Origin of the sequence: Micromonospora sp. PLK6-60 (genome assembly GCF_019890675.1) — a bacterium.
Lineage (GTDB): Bacteria > Actinomycetota > Actinomycetes > Mycobacteriales > Micromonosporaceae > Micromonospora.
This window is the reverse complement of the sequence record NZ_JAIOAA010000003.1, coordinates 441,959-460,786: the sequence shown is the minus strand read 5'-3', so window position 1 is coordinate 460,786 and position 18,828 is coordinate 441,959. Positions and strand designations below refer to the sequence as shown.

The 18,828-nt window shown below is 74.5% G+C and carries 13 protein-coding genes; 7 read left to right on the top strand and 6 right to left on the bottom strand.

From position 1 onward, the window contains the following. Window positions 1-159: 159 nt before the first annotated feature. Complete coding sequence (gene acs / locus K7640_RS08470) at window positions 160-2,151, bottom strand: acetate--CoA ligase (RefSeq protein ID WP_222954145.1); 1,992 nt, start codon at window positions 2,149-2,151, stop codon at window positions 160-162. A 254-nt stretch (window positions 2,152-2,405) separates the two neighbouring features. Here acs and K7640_RS08465 point away from each other — a divergent pair, with 254 nt between their 5' ends. After that, on the top strand, window positions 2,406-3,149 hold the full coding sequence (locus K7640_RS08465; RefSeq protein ID WP_222954144.1) for an oxidoreductase: 744 nt from the start codon (window positions 2,406-2,408) through the stop codon (window positions 3,147-3,149). A 6-nt stretch (window positions 3,150-3,155) separates the two neighbouring features. On the opposite strand, the gene K7640_RS08460 is transcribed toward K7640_RS08465, so the two are convergent. From K7640_RS08460 to K7640_RS08445, 4 genes are all read right to left on the bottom strand, one after another. Next, entirely contained in the window at window positions 3,156-3,788 is a 633-nt protein-coding gene (locus K7640_RS08460) for a TetR/AcrR family transcriptional regulator (RefSeq protein WP_222954143.1), read from the bottom strand. After that, window positions 3,683-5,107: a methyltransferase gene (locus K7640_RS08455; RefSeq protein WP_222954142.1), complete on the bottom strand. Its 1,425-nt coding sequence runs from the start codon at window positions 5,105-5,107 to the stop codon at window positions 3,683-3,685. The genes K7640_RS08460 and K7640_RS08455 overlap by 106 nt, the downstream gene beginning before the upstream one ends. After that, on the bottom strand, window positions 5,104-6,021 hold the full coding sequence (locus K7640_RS08450; protein WP_222954141.1) for a hypothetical protein: 918 nt from the start codon (window positions 6,019-6,021) through the stop codon (window positions 5,104-5,106). Before K7640_RS08450 ends, K7640_RS08455 begins: the two co-directional genes overlap by 4 nt. A 536-nt stretch (window positions 6,022-6,557) precedes the next feature. Next, window positions 6,558-7,361 (bottom strand): HAD family phosphatase, encoded by an 804-nt coding sequence (locus tag K7640_RS08445; RefSeq protein WP_222954140.1) that lies wholly within the window; start codon window positions 7,359-7,361, stop codon window positions 6,558-6,560. Between the two features lie 560 nt (window positions 7,362-7,921). On the opposite strand from K7640_RS08445, the gene K7640_RS08440 reads away from it, so the two are divergent. Beyond that, a complete protein-coding gene (locus K7640_RS08440) occupies window positions 7,922-10,993 on the top strand; it encodes a M4 family metallopeptidase (RefSeq protein ID WP_222954139.1) in 3,072 nt (1,023 codons plus the stop codon). A gap of 84 nt (window positions 10,994-11,077) precedes the next feature. Here the strand turns inward: K7640_RS08440 and K7640_RS08435 are convergent, their stop codons facing one another. Then, window positions 11,078-11,746 (bottom strand): response regulator transcription factor, encoded by a 669-nt coding sequence (locus K7640_RS08435; RefSeq protein ID WP_255608394.1) that lies wholly within the window; start codon window positions 11,744-11,746, stop codon window positions 11,078-11,080. 102 nt (window positions 11,747-11,848) lie between these two features. Between K7640_RS08435 and K7640_RS08430 the strand changes: the two genes are divergently transcribed. The 5 genes from K7640_RS08430 to K7640_RS08410 all read left to right on the top strand — a co-directional run bounded on the left by K7640_RS08430 (window position 11,849) and on the right by K7640_RS08410 (window position 18,807). Beyond that, window positions 11,849-14,095 carry a sensor histidine kinase gene (locus K7640_RS08430; protein WP_222954138.1) on the top strand — a complete coding sequence of 749 codons (2,247 nt, stop codon included), beginning with the start codon at window positions 11,849-11,851 and terminating at the stop codon, window positions 14,093-14,095. 278 nt (window positions 14,096-14,373) lie between these two features. Further along, a complete protein-coding gene (ssd, locus tag K7640_RS08425) occupies window positions 14,374-15,474 on the top strand; it encodes a septum site-determining protein Ssd (RefSeq protein WP_222954137.1) in 1,101 nt (366 codons plus the stop codon). Continuing rightward, window positions 15,471-16,682 carry a TadA family conjugal transfer-associated ATPase gene (locus K7640_RS08420; RefSeq protein WP_222954136.1) on the top strand — a complete coding sequence of 404 codons (1,212 nt, stop codon included), beginning with the start codon at window positions 15,471-15,473 and terminating at the stop codon, window positions 16,680-16,682. Before ssd ends, K7640_RS08420 begins: the two co-directional genes overlap by 4 nt. A 320-nt stretch (window positions 16,683-17,002) precedes the next feature. Next, entirely contained in the window at window positions 17,003-17,977 is a 975-nt protein-coding gene (locus tag K7640_RS08415; RefSeq protein WP_374198074.1) for a hypothetical protein, read from the top strand. Further along, window positions 17,977-18,807 carry a type II secretion system F family protein gene (locus tag K7640_RS08410; RefSeq protein ID WP_222954135.1) on the top strand — a complete coding sequence of 277 codons (831 nt, stop codon included), beginning with the start codon at window positions 17,977-17,979 and terminating at the stop codon, window positions 18,805-18,807. Before K7640_RS08415 ends, K7640_RS08410 begins: the two co-directional genes overlap by 1 nt. The last annotated feature ends 21 nt before the right edge of the window (window positions 18,808-18,828 follow it).

The window sequence follows — 18,828 nt, the reverse complement described above, 5'->3', positions numbered from 1 at the left end:
TAGTGAGATTCTCAGCTTGTTGTCAGGCAAAGATCACCGATTGTGATCGCGATTATGAGGTCCCCAAAGGGGAGCGCGGCAGGGCCGAAAATTGTCACACGCGACACGATGGGGCGGGCCCGGCCGGGCCCGCCCCATCGTCGTCCGCAGTGGCCGGTGTCAGTCCTCGCCCTTGCCGCTCTGCATGCCGGAGGAGATCAGCTCCATCACCGACGAGTCCTGGAGCGTGGTGACGTCACCGAGCGAGCGGTTCTCCGCGACGTCCCGCAGCAGCCGCCGCATGATCTTGCCGGAGCGGGTCTTGGGCAGCTCCGGCACCAGCATGATCTGCCGCGGCTTGGCGATCGGGCCGAGCGTCTTCGCCACGTGGTTGCGCAGGTCGGTGATGAGCTGCTCGCCGGCGTCGCCGGAGGTCTCCGCGCTGCCCCGCGGGATGGCGAACGCGACGATCGCCTGGCCGGTGGTCGGGTCGGTCGCGCCGACCACCGCCGCCTCCGCCACCGAGGGGTGGCTCACCAGGGCCGACTCCACCTCCGTGGTGGAGATGTTGTGCCCCGACACCAGCATCACGTCGTCCACCCGGCCGAGCAGCCAGATGTGCCCGTCGTCGTCCTTCTTCGCGCCGTCGCCGGCGAAGTAGATCCAGCCGTCGCCGCCGGTGTTGCCGGCGCCCGCGCCGAACCGGGACCAGTACGTCTCCAGGAACCGGTTGTCGTCGCCCCAGACGGTACGCAGCATCGACGGCCACGGCTCCTTGAGCACCAGGTAGCCGCCGCCACCGTTGGGCACCGACTGGCCCTGGTCGTCGACCACGTCGGCGACGATGCCGGGCAGCGGCGTCATCGCCGAGCCGGGCTTGGCCGCGGTCACCCCGGGCAACGGCGAGATCATGATCGCGCCGGTCTCGGTCTGCCACCAGGTGTCGACGATCGGCAGCTCGCCCCGGCCGACGTGCTGCCGGTACCACATCCACGCCTCGGGGTTGATCGGCTCACCGACGCTGCCCAGCAGCCGCAGCGAGGACATGTCGTAACCGGCCGGGATCTCCTCGCCCCACTTCATCATGGTGCGGATCAGGGTCGGCGCGGTGTAGAGGATGGTGACCTGGTACTTGTCGACGATCTCCCAGAACCGGCCCTTGTGCGGCGTGTCCGGGGTGCCCTCGTACATGACCTGGGTGGCGCCGTTGGAGAGCGGACCGTAGACGATGTAGGAGTGGCCGGTCACCCAGCCGATGTCGGCGGTGCACCAGTAGACGTCGGTCTCCGGCTTCAGGTCGAACACCGCGTGCGTGGTGTACGACGCCTGGGTCAGGTAGCCGCCGGTGGTGTGCAGGATGCCCTTCGGGCGGGCGGTGGTGCCGCTGGTGTAGAGGATGAACAGCGGGTGCTCGGCGTCGAACGGCTGCGCGACGTGCTCCGGCGCGGCGGTCTCCACCGTCTCGTGCCACCAGTGGTCCTTGTCCGACCAGGCGACGTCCTCCCCGGTGCGGCGGACGACCAGCACGTGCTCGATCGTCGGACAGTTCGCCACCGCCTCGTCGACGGTCGGCTTGAGCGCCGACGGCTTGCCCCGGCGGAAGCCGCCGTCCGCGGTGATCACCACCTTGGCGCTGGCGTCCTGGATCCGGTTGGTCAGCGCGTCGGCGGAGAAGCCGCCGAAGACCACGCTGTGCGTCGCGCCGATCCGGGCGCAGGCCAGCATCGCCGCCGCCGCCTCGGGGATCATCGGCAGATAGATCGCCACCCGGTCGCCGGCCACCACGCCCAGGTCGGTCAGCGCGTTGGCCGCCTGGCAGGTCAGCTTGTGCAGGTCGGCGTAGGTGAGGGTGCGGGTGTCGCCCGGCTCGCCCTCCCAGTGGATCGCCACCTTGTCACCCCGGCCGGCCTCCACGTGCCGGTCCAGGCAGTTGTACGCCACGTTCAGCTGCCCGCCGACGAACCACTTCGCGAAGGGCGCGTTCGACCAGTCGAGCACCTGGTCCCACGGCTTGGCCCAGGCCAGCCGGCCGGCCTGGCGCTCCCAGAAGGCGAGCCGGTCCCCGGCCGCCTCCTCGTACGCGTCGGCGGCGACGTTGGCGTTGGCCGCGAGCTCGGTCGGGGGCGGGAACTGCCGCGTCTCGTTCAGCAGGTTGGCCAATGCCTCGCTCATCCAGTGACTCCCTCGTCGCGTGACCTGCGTCTCCTACCCGGCGAGGTTATCCCCGCCCCCCGCCCCCCGCGACAAGTCGCCCCCCGCCCACGCGCCCAGCGGCCCGCGCCGCGCGCCGAGATGCAAGCACGGGCCCCCTGTTAACGCCTCCGGTATAGGAGGGGCCCCTTGTTAACACCCGCTTACCCGTGGCGGGGATCGCGATCGGGGCGACTGCCGGGCGGCGGCGCCGGGCGGGTCGCTAGCGTGGCCGGGTGACCACCGATCCGCTCGCCCCGCTGCTGGAACTCGCCGACATCGCACCCGCCGTCGAGCGCGCCCGCGACCGGGTCGACCAGGCGATGCGGCACCGCGCCCTGCGCCGCCACGGCGGCCAGGTCGCCGCCGAGGTCAGCCTCCGGTCCGCGGTGGCCAGCGCAGCCCTGGAGGGGTACGTCCACGAGCGCGAGGCGGTCCGCGCCGGCACCGTCACCGAGCCGGTGCTCCAGGGCGCGCTGCGGGTGGCCGGCGCGCTGCCCGGGCTGGTCGAGCTCTGGCCGAGGGCGCCCCGGCAGGCGCTGGCCAAGCTGCACGTGCTCGCCGCCCGGGACGTCGTACCCGAGCCGGAGCTGGGGCGGCCGGTGGCCGACGCGGTCGTCGCGGCCCGGCTCGACGGCCTGGCCGCGCTGATCGCCGGCGGCACCCAGGTCTCCCCGCTGGTGCTGGCGGCCGTGGTGCACGGCGAGTTGCTCAACCTCCGGCCGTTCGCCGGCCCGTCCGGCGTGGTGGCCCGGGCCGCCGCCCGGCTGGTGCTGATGTCGCGGGGGGTCGACCCGCGCGGCCTGGTCGCGGTGGACGTCGGGCACCGCGAGCGGGAACCGGAGTACGTCGGCGCGGCCGGGGCCTTCGCCACCGGCACCCCGGACGGGCTGCGCTCCTGGCTGCGGCACTACCTGACGGCGGTCGAGGTGGGCGCGGACCAGCTCACCGCCATCGGGGACGACCTGCTCGCCGCCTGAGCGGGCTCAGTCCCGGCGGACCGCCCGGTTGACCTTCGCCCGCAGCGCCCGCCGGGCGATCGGGCCGAGGTCGTCGACGATCTCGATGAGCACGGCGAGCTGGTCCAGCGCGGCCAGCGCCTGCTGCGCGCCGGGCCGGTCCACCCCGTCGTACAGCTCCAGCCCGACGAAGGCGGCGGCGACCGCCCGGGCCAGCCCCGGCACGTCGGCGATCTCGGCGAACGGGGAGCCGGCCAGCAGCCGCCGCAGCACCGGCTCGATCTCGTCCACCCACAGCTGCAACGCGCCGGCCGTCGGGGCGGCCAGCCGCTCGTCGGTCTGCGCGCCGGCCAGCAGCTGGGCCAGGAACGACACGTTGCCCAGCTGCCGCTCCTCCTCGTGCAGGGCCCGCCCCACCGCGAGCAGCTCGCGCAGCGACCGTGCCCCGGCGAGCCGGTCGGACCAGTGCGCGACCCGCTCGGCGGTGCCCGCCCGGCAGGCCGCGGCGAGCAGGTCGTCCACGCTGCCGAAGTGGTAGAAGACCAGCGCCTGGTTCACCCCGGCGGCGGCGGCGATGGTGCGGGCAGAGACCCCGGCGATGCCGTGCTGCCGGATGGCGACCAGGGTGCCGTCGAGCAGACGCTGCTTGGTGTCGGACATCCTGCTCCTCGCGGGGTCGCCGGGTGCGGCGCAGCGATCATCGCATCGGTCACCAGTTGCGCGAACCAGGTCACCCCGGGCAGCCGCAGCGTCCAGCCGACCAGGGCCCAGCCGAGGCCGAGGTGTTCCAGGGCACGGGCGACGGCGGCCACCCCCCGTTCCCGGTGACCGTCGCCGCCCGCGTACTCGGCCCGCCACAGCACCCGGTGGTGCGCGGTGGCGGAGACGACGGTGAGTCCCACCGGATCCCGGCGGGCCAGGAACCGCCAGGTCGCCGCGCACGGCCCGCAGTCGTCGTCGAGCCACAGCACGGCGGGGTCGCCCGCGACGTACGGCCGGCGGCGCGGCCACCAGTCGCGGACCCGGCGGCGGTAGTCCCGCCACGGCCCGCCGTGCCGCCGCGCCAGGTCGTGCCGCTCGTGCGGGCCGGCCACCGCCGCGCCGAAGGCGGCGGCGGACACCGCGGCGGCGGCCAGGGTGAGACTGCCGGTCACCGCCGCGGTGAGCAGCAGCAGCGCCACCGCGCTGCACTGCATGGGGTTGGCCAGATAGGCGTACGGCCCGGTGGTCACCAGGCGCGGCGGCGGATCCCAGGGGTACGGGGTGCCGCCGCCCCGCGTGACGAACTCGCGTACGGCGGCGAGGGCCGGCGTGGCGACCAGCAGTGCGACCTGCGCGAGCACCAGCAGCCAGGTCCCGGACAGCCCGGTCAGCCGGGCCCACGAGCCGTCGCCCAGCGCGAAGGCCACCGTGGGCACGAACCAGAGCAGCAGCGCGGCGAAGAGGCCGAGCTGGAGCACCGCCCGCAGGGGCAGGTGCCGGCGGTCCGCGCCGAGCCGGCCGAGCAACTGCGCCGGCAGGGCCACGCCGAGCAGGCCCACCACCTCACCCACCAGCCAGTACGGCCCGAGCCGCACCAGTGGTCCCAGCGCCGGCATCGCCACCACGTCGACCCAGAGCAGCAGGCCGAGCGCGACCGGCAGGGGCAGCACCCGGCGCAGCAGCACCGGCAGCGGTCCCCAGAGCGCCGCCCAGCCCAGCCACAGATCCACCGGTACGCCCCGGAACGCGCCGTCGACCGGGGCGTACGCCCACCAGCCGGCCGGCCGGGCCAGCTCGTTGAGCGCGGCGACGCCGATCGCGGCGGCCACGAAGGCCAGCAGCGCGGCCCCCCGGGTGGCCCGGTCGCGATCCAGTCGGGTGGTCCGGTCGTGGTCCAGCCGGGCGGCACGCCGGGTGGTCCGGTCGTGGTCCAGTCGGGCGGCGGCCAGCACGGCGAGCACGGGGACGGCCAGGCTCAGGTAGCGGGCGGTGGTCATCGCAGCGTCATCATGTCCAGCAGATGGCCGACGCCGGCGTCGAGCAGGGCGTCCTGGAGGGGCCCGAAGTACCAGGACGGGTCGAGGCCCCGGCGGTAGTCGACCCGGATCCGGACCTCGGTGTGGCCCGGGTCGACGGCCCGCCAGCGCAGGTCCGCCCGCTCGAAGGCGAGCCAGCGGCCGGTGATCGAGGTGTTCTCGACGAACCCGAAGCTCACGTGTCCTGGCTCGTTGGCGCGTACCTCGGCGAGCAGGTGGCCGCCGGGGCCGTGCGCGCTGCCGTGGTAGCCGAACAGCCACCGGTCGCCCGGGTCGAGCCCGTCCCCGGAGACCTGCCCCGGGGCGGGCACCCCGAGCAGGCGCAGCGGCACCGACCGGACCGGCACCGGGCGGGGGCCGGTGGCGAGGCGGTCGGCCACCTGGTCGGCGGGGAGCGCCACGACCCGGACCACCTCGACGGACTGCTCCGGGGCGAGCCGGGGCGCGAGACCGCTGCCCTCCAGGCCGGGCAGGAGCAGCAGCGGCACGAGCAGCGCCGAGTAGGTCCGGGGCACGTCGCGCAGCGCGCGGAACAGCGCCGTGGTGCCGTGCGCCACCGCGTACACCAGCGGGGCGGCGAGGATCACGCAGACCGCGCCCTCGTGCAGCACGACGGCCGCCAGCAGCAGGGCGATCGTGGTGGCCGCGAAGACCCGGCCGTGGGTGGTGCGACCGGGCCGGCCGGCGGCCAGCGCCGCCGCGAGCAGCACCGGCAGCGCGACGAAGAGCAGCGCGCTGTCGGCCCGCCCCTGCCGTACGGCGGACCCGAAGACCACCGCCCCGAAGATCAGGATCAGGCCCGCCAGCACCAGGTTGGCGTGGTTGCGGCCGACGGACTCCTCCGCCGGTTCCTCGGCTGCGCCCGGCTCGGTCATTCTTGCCCTCCTCGCCTCTTGAGCGGTCGCTCAAACGCGAGGATAGGCGTTTTTGAGCGACCGCTCAAGAGGCGCGTACCCCGCCCCCGCAACCTCCGAGGCCCCGCCACCTCCGCCACCTCCCACGCCTCCGACGCCCTGGCCCCTCCGACAGCGGCATGCGGCATGTCGGCCTGTCCGGGCTGGTGGATAGGCCGGAATGCGGCGTGTCGGGGTGTCGGGGCTGGTGGCTGGGCCGGGGGACGGTGTTGAACGTGTGGGCGCTGGTGGCGCCCGTATCCGGCATGCGGGCCGGTCCGGGTGGGTGGATAGGCCGGGCTGCGGCGTGTCGGGGCTGCTGGCTGAGCCGGGGTGCGGTGTTGAGCGTGTGGGCGCTGGGCGCTGGTGGGCGGCCGCATGCGGCATGTCGGCCGGTCCGGGTGGGTGGATGGGCCGGGCTGCGGCGTGTTGGGTGGCGAGGCTGGCGGATGGGGCCGGAGCGCGGCGGGTCGGACTGGTCCCGCCGGGGGCGCGGGTATGTCTGGTGGTGGTGTGGGTCAGGCGGCGGAGGCGGAGCGGGTGCGCCGGTGCCGGCCGTACCAGGCGATGCCGATGGCCACGCCGACCCCGACACCGAGCGCCGCGGCGGCGACCGGCACGGCGGGCCGCTCTCGCAGCCGCCGGCCCAGCGGGATCGGGTGCCGGAACTCCAGCACCGGCCAGGCGTTCTCCGCCGCGAGCTTGCGCAGCGACCGGTCCGGGTTCACCACCGTGGGATGGCCGACGCACTCCAGCAGCGGCCGGTCACTGTACGAGTCGGAGTACGCATAGCAGTCGCTGAGGTCGTAGCCCCGCTCGACGGCCAGCTCGCCGACCGCGTCGACCTTGCTCGGCCCGGCGGCGTAGAACTCCACCTCACCGCTGTACCGGCCGTCCACCACCGCCATCCTGGTGGCGATCACGTCGGTGACGCCGAGCAGCTCGCCGATCGGGCGGACCATCTCCTCACCCGAGGCGGAGACCAGCACGACGTCCCGTCCGGCGGCCTGGTGCTCCTCGATCAGGGCCGCCGCCTCGGCGTACACGTAGGGGTTGATCAGCTCGTGCAGCGTCTCCGCGACGATCTGGCGGACCTGTTCCACCTGCCAGCCCTTGCAGAGCGCGGCCAGGTAGTCCCGGGTTCGGGCCATGGTCTGCTCGTCGGTGCCGCCCAGCCGGAACATCAGCTGCGCGTACGCCGACTTCACGACGTCCCGTCGGGTGATCAGGCCGTCCCGGTAGAACGGCCGACCGAATGCCAAGGCGCTCGACTTGGCGATGACGGTCTTGTCCAGATCGAAGAAAGCGGCACTTCGGCCCACGGCGCGAAAGTCTAGCCCGATGGTCTAGGGTCGGCGGGTGCCCGGGGTCCGGAGTGGGAATCGATCTCCGGGTCGACCCCGGCCAACCCACCCATCGTGATGCCCGTCACACTCAGGGTCGACGAAATTTCGCGGTGAGTAGGGCTGGCAGCACTCGACGTGTGCACGTTGCTCAGGCATGCTAGTGCTCACGACTACTGTTCACGTCTGGCAACGAGAACGGCCCTCGGCGGTTGCACCCCCCGCAGCCGTCGAGTGGTTCGGCTCAATCCCCCCCGGAGCCGAACCTCCGACGACCCCCGTCACCCCCCGACGGGGGTCGTCCCTATCTGCCGCCAGCAGGGCAGTGCCCGGCCCCGATGACTACCTTCGATATGTCCCACGCGGCGGCGGGTGTCTGCCGGGACAGTCGGGACTCCATTGAGGGCAGGTGTCCCATGCGCCCGGCGATCCGGGTCGACCATCCTCGGGCTGATTTCGGCTCCGAGGAGGCATCTCCCGTGCACAGCGAAAAATTCCGATCCCGTCAGGCGGTGGCGATAGTGGCCAGCCTGACGCTCGTGGCGAGCTTGGCGGTCACCCTCGCCGACTTCGCCCGGTCCGAGGTGAAGGCGGCACCGGACTCCACGATCACCACCGACTACCGCAAGGACACCTATCTCTCCAAGGACCAGGTGAAACTCCTCGACGCCCTCGACGCGAAGTCGACGGTCCGGCTACGTGCGGAGAGCTGGCCGCAGGCCCGCACCGTGGCCCGGCTTGAGCTGCAGACCCCGAGCGGCCTGGATGCCAAGGCGTCCCTCACCGAGCACGCCACCGCGTTCGTCCAGCAGAACCTGGCGCTGTGGAACCTCGGCGACATACGCGACACCCGGGTCACTCGGGTGGTCAGCGCCGGCGAGTGCTCGACGGTGACGTTCAGCCGCGTCGCCGCCGACAAGTTGGTGGTCGCCAACGCCACGATGTCGGTTGTGCTCACCCGCGACGGCGTCATCCGGGGCGTGGCGGGCCAGCTGACGGGGGAGAAGCTGGGCGACGTCAACGCGACCAGGCTCGACGCCGCCAAGGCTGTCGAGGTCGTCCGGGCCTACCAGGCCGCCCGGGGACACGACGACGCGGACGTGGCGGTGCTGCCGACGCCGACGCCTGTCGTCATCGACCCGTTCTTCCTGACCGGTGGGGCGCACTCGCCACGGATGGGCTGGCTCTTCGGCACCCCGGCGTGGCTGGAACCCGCCAAGGAGGTTCCCGCCGGCATGCAGTTGGTCGACCAGAGCACCGCGACCGTGGCCGCCACCGGGCCCGGCCTGACGTTGACCGACAAGTCGGTGGCGGGCTGCCAGTTCATCAACCCCGTCGCGTGGTTGCAGCGGGTCGCCGTCGACCCCACCACCGGTACGCCCGCCTGGGTGGGCCTGGGTCACCTGGGCGTCGCGACGCAGGGCGCCACGGCGATCGAACGGGCCCGCGATCTGCTGGCCAAGCCGCTGTTCGCGCAGCTCTATGGCACGCTGCGGCCGAGCCAGCACCTGCGGGCGCCGCAACAGTTCGCGGATGTCGGCGGACGGGTCAGCGTCCGCTTCCAGGAGTATTACGCGGGCTTCCCGGTGGAGGGCGCCTACCTCACAGTCACCCTCTCCGCGGACGGTCGCGCCGAGTCGATCAGTGCCCGGTTCGTCACGTTCCCCACCGCGTACCCGGAGGCGACGGTGACCCCGGCGTACGCCGTGGCGGCCGCCAACCTGAAATACCGGGGCGTCGTCTGCCGGTGGCAGCAGAGCTGCCAGACCCAGTTGACCAACTGGTTGTCGGCGAACCCGCCGGTGACCCCGCTGGTGATCCTGTCGGCGGACCTGTTCGCCGGCACCACCCTGAGGCCGGGCGAGGAGCGGCTGGTCTACCGGGTGGCGCTGCCCGGCCGCGTCTCGTACGTCGATGCCCGCGGCGGCGGCAACGAGGTGTTCGCCGTCGACTCGCACGCCAACGCCGTGCCCTACACGATCCTCAACGGGCAGCAGGGTGACCGCGCGGAGATCACCAAGGCGCCGGGCACCCCGGCAACGACACCGGGAACTCATCTCGTCCCCGCCAACACGATGCACCCGGATTCGCTGGCGGTGTCGGGGTTCCTCAACCTGACCGACGCGTTCTACACCGCTCTGGGCCGCAACAGCTTCGACGACCAGGGCTCGCAGGTGAAGGCACGGGTCGGGCTGCCCTACGACGGCAACGCCGTCTGGTGCGGGCGTACCCCGCAGGAGACCAACCTGCCGCGGCAGACCGCGGACCCGGACCTGTACGACTGGCTCGACTGCCTGGATATCCGGATGCACCTCGGCACCAAGATCACGTCGCTGGACATCGTGGCGCACGAGTTCACCCACGGCGTCGTGGAGAGCAGCACCGGGTTCCTCGCCACCGGTGAGCCAGGCGCCCTCGGTGAGCACTACGCGGACCTCATGGGCAACCTGGTGGAGAACGACGCCAACGACTGGCGCATCGCCGAGGACTCCCCGGGCGGCGCGGTACGCGACATGCGCACCCCGCGGGCGTTCGGCCACCCGGACCACGTGGCGGCGCTCAACTCGGGCTGCTGGCTGTGCACCCACGAGATGGCCGGGGTGCCCAACAGCGCCGCCGTGATGAGCACTGACGGCAACGTGCCGGGCGTCAGCAGTCCGGGTATCGGGCGGCCCGCGATGACCGAGCTCGCCTACGCCACCCTCGTCGGCGGCCGCCTGGGCCCGGCGGCGGACTTCCTCAACCACCGGGTCGAGACCCTGGCCACCTGCAATGACGCCGTGGGCACCGGGCTGCGCGGGATCACATTCACGGTCCCGATGTGCGAGCACATCGCCAGGGCGTTCGACGCCGTGGGGGTCGTCGCGTTCGAGGACATCGGCTGGCAGGTGCAAGCCCTCGGCACGCTGCAGTACACGGTGAACGGCGGGCTGACCCTCTATCGCGGCTGCACGATCGCCGGGCAGACCCTGGTGGGCAAGGACCTGTCGACCGGGCAGGTGGTGACGTCGAACATCGCGGGCGGGCTGAGCATCAGCTTCGCCGGCGAGTGGGACGCACGCGTGGTGTCGCGAGCGGCCGCAGGCGACCCGATGGCGCGCGAGGCGGTGATCGAGATCTTCGTGCCGTGGCAGGACGGGGACGGCCGGGTCATCGTCGACCTCGTCGAGACGTACAACAAGCCGCCGGGAGTCACCGACGACCAGTGCCGGACGCCGCCGGAGCCGGTGCACCGCCGGAGGGTCTACAGCACCCAGAAGTTCGCGCACTGGCCGGTGATCTTCGACGGTGCCCGCGGCCACACGGTGATCAACGCGTTCCAGTCGCTGCCCGCCGGGTGCCGGGTCGAGCGGGTCACCGGCCTGCTCTACTGGCGGACCAACGGCTCCGGCGGGCACACCACGCCCGCGCCGCCGTCGACCACCACGTACGGCGACGGGATCCGCGGCTTCACCATCGGCCGCACCAACCCGGACCAGCCGCGGGACCTCGCGGCGAGCCTGCACTGGTGGCACATCGGCACCGGCGGGATCTTCCTGCGGGTGGCGTACGACATCTGGGAGCCGGACGGCGTCGACTGCCTGACCGCCGGCATCCAGGCCAACCCGTAACCCCACCGGCCGTCGTGGCCCGATAGGTCGTCGTGGCCGCCCAGGCGAATGCCGGGGCGGCCACGACGCGTACCAGAAGTCCCGTCAGGGGCGGCCGAGACCCGCCTCGCGGGCCCGGCGGGCCGCGGCGTGGCGGTCGGCCACGTGGAGCTTGGTGAAGATGTTCGACACGTGGTTGCGTACCGTCTTCGGGCTGAGATAGAGCCGCGCGGCGATTGTCGCGTTCGCCTCCCCGTCGGCCAGGTGAGCCAGGATCTCCCGCTCGCGGTCGGTGAGCCCGGGCAGCGCCGCCGTGACCGAGACGGCCGGGCGCGCGGTGAAGTACTCGACCAGACGCGCCGCGATACTCGGCCCGAACACCGCCCCGCCGGACGCCACCGAGCGGATCGCGGCCACCACCTCGTCCGGCGTCGCGCCCTTGAGCAGGTAGCCGCGGGCCCCCGCGCGCAGCGCCGCGAACACCGACTCGTCGTCGCCGTGCATCGTCAGCATCAGCACCCCGACCTCCGGCGCCTGCGTCCCGATCTCGCGGACCACCGCCACCCCCGACAGGTCGGGCATGTCCAGGTCCAGCACGGCCACGTCCGGACGCCGGGCCACCACCTGCCGCACCGCCTCCGTCCCCGACGTCACCGCCGCGACGCAGTCCAGCCCCGGGTAGGCCGCCAACAACTGCCGCATCCCGGCCAGGAAAATCGGGTGGTCGTCGGCGACCAGCACACCCAGGGGCGTCACCGGATCTTGCTCAGGCAAGCTACCCTCCTGACCGGGATTCGGGGACCTGCATCACCATGCGTTCGCCGCCGTCCCGGCGTCAATGGGTCGGCCGTCCCGGGACAGCACCTCTGGAGACCGATGACAGCCGTGGTCGAGCCCTCCGCCCGCGCCAGCCGCGCCTGGATCGCCCGCATGGTCCTCGCCATCCTCGTCACGCTCCTCGCCCTGGGCTGGCTGTGGGCGGCCCGGGCCGGGCACCCCTCCGACGGCACCTCCACCAACACCGACTCCCGCGCCTGGCACACCGACGGCCTCGTCCTCGACGTCGCCGTAGGCGACCGCACCGGGCTGCGCGCCGGAGACGTCGTCGTCGCGATCGCCGGTCGCCCCCTCGCCGCCGGATCCCTCGCCGACCAGCCGACCCGCATCGGCGACACCGTCGTCTACACCGTGGACCGGGACGGGCGTCGGATCGACGTGCCCGTCACCCTCACCGACTACCCGTTCCCACGGCTCGCCGCCCGCAACGCCTACACCCTGCCGTACATCCTCTTCCTGGTCCTGCTGCCCGCGTTTCTGGTCGCCCGGCGTCCGCGCGACCCGGCCGCCGTCACCCTCTACCTGGTCGCGGTGCTGCAATTCATCGGGTACGCCTCGCACATGTACGGCACCCAGGCCATCGAGATCGCCACCGGCCGGCTCTGGGTCACCACCGCGGCGGAGGTGGTCAACTGTGTCCTCTGGGCGTGCCTGCTCCACTTCGCCATCTCGTTCCCGCGAACCTGGCCCCTGCTGCGCCGCCGGCCGTGGCTGATCGCCCTCGGCTACGCCCTGCCCTTCCTCGCCTACGGCACGGCCCTCGCCACGAGCCTGCCCGCCGAGCGGGGGCTGCGGCACACCTGGACCCTCATCGGCGTCTCCGTGCCCGCCGCCCGGTTCTTCCCCGTACTCGTGCTCGCCGCGGTGGTCGCCAGCTACGTCCTCGCCCGCGACCCGTTGTCCCGGCAGCGGATGCGCCTGGTCAGCTACGGTCTCGCCGTCCTCGCCGGGGGCTATCTCCTGCTCGGCAAGCTTCCCGAACAGCTCCTCGGGCACCCGCTCATCCCGTGGCAATACCTCACCGTCGTCTGGATCCCCGCCCAACTGCTCCTCGCCGCCGCCGTCCTGCGCTACCGGCTCTGGGACATCCAGCTCATCCTGCGCCGGTCCCTCGTCCACGGCCTCGTCACCGTCACCCTCATCGGCGGCTACCTCGGTGCCGCCGCCCTGCTCAGCCGTGCCCTGCACGCTCGCCTCGAAGTCGTACCCGTCCTGCTCGTCGTGGTCGTCGCCATCTCCTTCAGCGCCGCCCGATCCGGGCTACGCCGCGTCGTCAGCCGCCTCGTCTACGGTCAGCGGGAAGACCCCTACGAGGTCATCCGCCAGCTCGGGCAGCGGCTGGAATCGGCGCATTCCGCCGAGGCCGCGTTGCACCAGCTCGTCGCGACCCTCGTCCGCGCGCTGCGCCTGACCCACGCCGCCATCGAGGTACCCGGGCTCGCGCTGCCGTCCAGCAGCCACGGCGTGCCCGGACCCACCGCCACCCGCCTCGACCTCGTCCACGACGGCGAGCCCATCGGCCGCCTCGTCCTCGACCCGGGCCCCGACCGGGAACCCTTCGGCCCCGCCGACCGCCGCCTCCTCGGCGGCCTCGCCCGCCAGGTCAGCTCCACCGCCTACAGCCTGCTGCTGGCAGCCCGGCTGCAGCGAGCGCTCGAAGGCACCGTCACCGTGCTGGAGGAGGAACGCCGCCGGCTGCGCCGAGAGATCCACGACGGCCTCGGCCCCACCCTCGCCTCCGCCGCCATGCGCCTCGAACTCGGCCGCTCCCTCATCGGCACCGACCCGGCCGCCGCCGAACGCATCCTCGCCGACCTCGCCGAAATCCACCGGGCCGTCCTCGGGGACATCCGGCAGCTCATCGACGGCCTCCGCCCCACCGTCCTCGACCACCTCGGACTCCCCGCCGCCCTGCGCGAACTCGTCGACCGGCTCACCGGCGGCATGCGTACCCAGCTCGACTGCGCGATCGGCGCCGACCCGATCCCGGCGGCGGTGGAGGTCGCCGCCTACCGAATCGTCTCCGAGGCGCTCACCAATGTCGTCCGGCACGCCGCCGCCGAGAACTGTTCCGTGTCGGTGTGGCGGGACGGGGACCTGCACATCGAGGTCACCGACGACGGGCGGGGCATCGCGCCGGACTACCGGCCGGGAATGGGCATGACGAGCATCCGCGAACGCTGCCTGGAACTCGGCGGCCGGGCCACCATCACCGCCGCCACCCCCGCCGGCACCGTCGTCCGTTGCCGGCTGCCCATCGCCGTACCCACGCCCGCCCCGGCCTGACCCTGGGGAGGCAAGGCGGGGGCCCTTGTTGACGCATTCGGTAGAGGAGGGGGCCCCGCTTGACCGTCCCGGGCGGCGGCGATCGTCGCCGTACCGGCCCGCTGAGGCGGGTCGACGTGGTGGAGGGCTGTTCGGGTCGCATAGCAGATCCACTGCGATCGCGGTCGTTGTCCACAGCGCTCCCGGTTGTCCACAGGCGACGGCGCCGGGGCGGCGCGGGCGGGGCGTTCCGGAGGAGTGTCTGGCCCAGCACCCGAGCCCGAGCGCTGGAGACCACGATGCCACCCCGTACCCTGCCGTCCCGTCCGCGACTGCCGCTGCTGGTGACCGCCGACGGCGACCTCCTCGACGAGCTGCTCCGCCTCGCCGCGGCGGGCGGCACCGAGGTGGAGCTAGCCGCCGACCCGGCGGCGGCCCGGGCCCGGTGGTTGCCCGCGCCCCTGGTGCTGGTCGGCAGCGACCAGGCGCCGGCCTGCCTGCGGGCCAGACTGCCGCGCCGGCCCGGGGTCGTCCTGGTCGGCCGGTCCGGTGAGATCGAACCGGGCTGGGAGGTCGCCGAGCTGATCGGCGCCGAGCACGTGGCGACGTTGCCGGCTGCGGAACCGTGGCTGGTCGACCGGTTCGCCGAGTGCGGGCCGGACCGCACCGGCCCCGGCCCGGCGCGGATCGTCGCGGTGCTCGGCGGGCGGGGTGGCGCCGGCGCCAGCGTGCTGGCCGGCGGGCTGGCCGTGACCGCCGCCCGCGCCCGGCTGCGCACCCTCCTGGTCGACGCCGACCCGCTCGGCGGCGGCCTCGACCTCGTCCTCGGCTGGGAGCAACTGGACGGGCTGCGCTGGCCGGCGCTTACCGACGCCGACGGGCGGGTCGACGCGCCGGCCCTGGTCCGGGCCCTGCCCAGCCGCGGCGATCTCGTGGTGCTCTCCTGGGATCGGGGTGACCTGCTGCCCCTGCCCGCGCCGGCGATGGCGGCGACGGTGGACGCCGCCCGCCGGGGTCGGGACTTCGTGGTGATCGACCTGCCCCGGCAGCTCGACGACGCCGCGGTGATCGCCCTCCAGGCCGCGGAGCGGGTGTTCCTCGTCGTACCGGCCGAGTTGCGGGCCACCGCGGCGGCCGCCCGGGTCGCGGCGGCGGCGGCACCCCATTGCGCCGACCTCTCCGCGATCGTGCGCGGCCCGGCGCCGGGCCGGTTGAAGGCGGCCGAGGTGGCGCGCGCCCTCGGCCTGCCGCTGGCCGGCACGCTGCGCCCCGAGCCCGGGCTGTGCCGGGGGCTGGAACGCGGCGAGGCGCCGGCGGCGGCCGGCCGTGGCCCGCTCGCCGCCCTCTGCCAGCGGCTGGTGGCGGAGCTGACCGGCGCGACCGGGCAGGGTGCGGCATGACCGACCAGGCCCGCCCCGAGGAACTGGCGATCCGTGTCCGGCGCCGCTTCGCCGCGGCGGCCACCCCGGTCACCCCGGCGGCGGTCGTCTCCGCCGTACGCGCCGACCCGACGGCCGCCGTCCTCGGCGACACCGCCGTGTTGCGGATCGCCGACCGGGTGCACGACGACCTCGTCGGCGCGGGGCCGCTCGCCGCGTTGCTGGCCGACCCCGAGGTCACCGACGTGCTGGTCAACGGCGTGCGGGTCTGGGTCGACCGGGGGCACGGCCTGCACCAGATCGCGGTGCCGCTCGGCGGGGTGGACGACGTCCGGCGGCTGGCCCAGCGACTGGCGGCGAGCGCCGGGCGCCGGCTGGACGACGGTTCACCGTACGTCGACGCCCGGCTCGCCGACGGCACCCGGCTGCACGCCGTGCTGCCGCCGGTGGCGACCGACGGGCCGTACCTGTCCCTGCGTACCTTCCGGCAACGGCCGTTCACCCTCGCCGAGCTGGTGCAGCACGGCACGGTGCCCCGGCCGCTGGCCCCGGTGCTCGCCGCGATCGTGGCGGCCCGCCTGGCATACCTGGTCGTCGGCGGCACCGGCTCCGGCAAGACCACGCTGCTCAACACGATGCTCGGGCTGGTGCCGTCGACCGAGCGCATCGTGCTGGTCGAGGACGCCGCCGAGCTGCGGCCGGTGCACCCGCACGTGGTGGGCCTGCAAGCGCGTACCTCCAACGTGGAGGGCTCCGGGGCGGTGCGGCTCGGTGACCTCGTCCGGCAGGCGTTGCGGATGCGGCCCGACCGGCTGGTGGTGGGCGAGTGCCGGGGCGCCGAGGTGGTCGACCTGCTGGCCGCGCTGAACACCGGCCACGACGGCGGCGCCGGGACGCTGCACGCGAACGCACCCGCCGACGTGCCGGCCCGGCTGGAGGCGCTCGGCCTGCTCGGCGGGCTGCCCCGGGCGGCGCTGCACGCCCAGGTCGCCGCCGCCCTCCAGGTGGTGCTCCAGGTCCGCCGGGGCGGCAGCGGGCGGGTGCTGGAGTCGGTCTGCCTGCTGCTGCCCGAGGGGCCCGATCGGCTGGTGACCGCCGTACCTGCCTGGGTCCGGGGCCGTGGGCTGGGGTTGGCCGGGCGGGCGCTCGGGTCGTTGCTGCACGAGCGCGGGGTGACCGTGCCGCCTGTGCTCTGCTCGGCCTGGCCCGAATCGGCGGCCCCGGCATGACCCCGGCACTCTGGTCGGCGGCCCTCCTGCTGGTCGCCGCGGCGCTGACCGTCGCCTGGCCGGTACGCGCCGGCCGGGCCCGACGCCGGGTCGTGCTCGGCACCGCCCCGACCGTTGGGTCCCAGACGACCGTTGCGGGCGAGGCGCGGCGTTCCGGTGCGGCGAGCGTGTCCGGTCTCCTCGGCGATGTCGCCGCGCCCGACCTCGCAGAACACGGCCGTGCTCACCACGGCGGCACCCACCGCGGCCCTTCCGGTGTCGGCGCGGCCGGACGCGGTGCTCCGCCGGGTGAGCCGTCCGCCGCGCGACCGGCGGCCCATCTGGTCGGCGGACGGTCGACCGGCCCTGGCCGATCGGTGCCTCGCCCGATTCCCGCCGGCGGCCCGCCCGGCCGGCACGACCCGCGCCGCCCCGCCGGTCCCTACCGGCCCGGGGCCGCCCTCCCGTCGGACGGCCACGGCTCCACCTGGCGTGCCCTCGCGGGCCGGGCGGGGCGCTCCGCGCCGCGCCCAGGGTGGCTGCCGATCGGGCGTAGCGGGCGGCGCCCGGGGTGGCTGCCGATCGGGCGTTCCGATGCGACCGGCCCGCCGGCCGGCACGAGCCGACTGAGGGTCCTGGTGGTCCTGGCCGGGGCCGTGACGGGCGGCATCGTGGCCGGGCCGGTGGCGGCGGTGGTCACGGCCGGTTACGGGACGCTGGGTGCCCGAGCGTGGCGCCGCCGTCACACCGTCCGCCACGCCGAGCGGGCCCGGCGACGCCGCCTCGACCAGCTCTGCGCCCTGGCCGCCGACCTCCGGGCCGGGCTGCCCGTGTCGGCGGCGGCCGACGGCACCGGCCTGCTCGACTCCACCGAGGACGGCCCGCGCAGCGCCGACTTCCCGCCCGCCCCCGGCGCGATCGCCACCTGGAACGAGCCGACCGGCGGGCGGCCGGCGACTCCGGCGGCGGCGCCGGACCGGCTGCACCGGCTGGCGCTGGCCGCCGTACGGCTCGCCGACCGGACCGGGGCGCCGCTGGCCGAACTGGTGGAGCGGATCGAGGCGGACGCCCGGGCCACCGACCGGGGGCTGGCCGGCGCGTCGGCCCAGGCGGCCGGCGCGCGGGCCACCGCCTGGCTGCTCGCCGCGCTGCCGGTCGGCGGCATCGGGCTCGGCTACGGCATCGGCGTCGACCCGGTCGCCGTGCTGCTGCACACCCCGCTCGGTGGTGGCTGCGCGGTGGCCGCGATGGTCCTCCAGATCGTCGGGCTGCTCTGGGCGGAACGCCTCGGCGCCGTGCCGGGCGGGGCGCGCTGATGCCCCGGGAGGCGCTGGTCGCGGGCTGCCTGATCGTCGCGGCCCTGCTGCTCGCCATAGTCGGCGGACCGGCGCGGCGGTCGGCGCACCGGCTGCGGTGGGTCGGCGCGGCCGGACCGGAGGCCCGGTCGGTCAGTGCGGCCGGACCGGAGCCGCGGTCGCTCAGTGCGGCCGGACCGGAGTCCCGGTCGGTCGGCGCGGCTGGGCCGGGCGCCCGGTCGGGCTGGCGGGCGGTACGCGGTGACCCGATCCGGCTCGGCGCCGGGCTGGCCGGGGTGGCGGTCCTGGTGGTCGTCGGTGGCTGGCCGGGACTGTTCGGCGGCGCTCTCGTTGCGGCCGTCGCGGATCGCCTGCTGCGCCGGATCGAGCCACGGGCGGCCCGGGACCGCCGGCTGCGGGAGGTGGCGGACCTGCCGCTCGCCGCCGATCTGCTGGCGGCGACGCTGCGGGCCGGGGCCCCGGTGGACCGTTCGGTGCTGGCCGTCGCCGAGGCCCTGGGCGGTCCGCTCGCCGACCGGCTCGGGCGGGTCGGCCGGACCCTGCTGCTCGGTGGCGAGCCGGGCGAGGCATGGGCCCACCTGAGCCCGGTGGCCGGGGCCGAGCGGCTGGTCACCGCCGCGGTGCGGTCGTCGAGCAGCGGGGCCGCCCTGGCCGGCGCGCTCACCCGGCTCGCCGACGACCTGCGGGCCGACCGGGCCACCGCCGCCGAGGCGTCGGCCCGGCGCGCGGGCGTGCTGATCGTGCTGCCGCTGGGGCTCTGCTTCCTGCCGGCCTTCATTCTCGCCGGCCTGGTGCCGGTGGTCGTCGCCGTCCTCGGCGACGTGCTCTGAAAACCAACGAGGGGAGAACGG

Excerpts from the sequence above, each read along its gene's own strand:
- ssd (WP_222954137.1), top strand. The coding sequence starts at position 14,374 with ATGCCACCCCGTACCCTGCCGTCCCGTCCGCGACTGCCGCTGCTGGTG.
- K7640_RS08455 (WP_222954142.1), bottom strand. The coding sequence starts at position 5,107 with ATGACCACCGCCCGCTACCTGAGCCTGGCCGTCCCCGTGCTCGCCGTG.
- K7640_RS08410 (WP_222954135.1), top strand. The coding sequence starts at position 17,977 with ATGCCCCGGGAGGCGCTGGTCGCGGGCTGCCTGATCGTCGCGGCCCTG.
- K7640_RS08420 (WP_222954136.1), top strand. The coding sequence starts at position 15,471 with ATGACCGACCAGGCCCGCCCCGAGGAACTGGCGATCCGTGTCCGGCGC.
- K7640_RS08450 (WP_222954141.1), bottom strand. The coding sequence starts at position 6,021 with ATGACCGAGCCGGGCGCAGCCGAGGAACCGGCGGAGGAGTCCGTCGGC.
- K7640_RS08430 (WP_222954138.1), top strand. The coding sequence starts at position 11,849 with ATGACAGCCGTGGTCGAGCCCTCCGCCCGCGCCAGCCGCGCCTGGATC.
- K7640_RS08460 (WP_222954143.1), bottom strand. The coding sequence starts at position 3,788 with ATGTCCGACACCAAGCAGCGTCTGCTCGACGGCACCCTGGTCGCCATC.
- acs (WP_222954145.1), bottom strand. The coding sequence starts at position 2,151 with ATGAGCGAGGCATTGGCCAACCTGCTGAACGAGACGCGGCAGTTCCCG.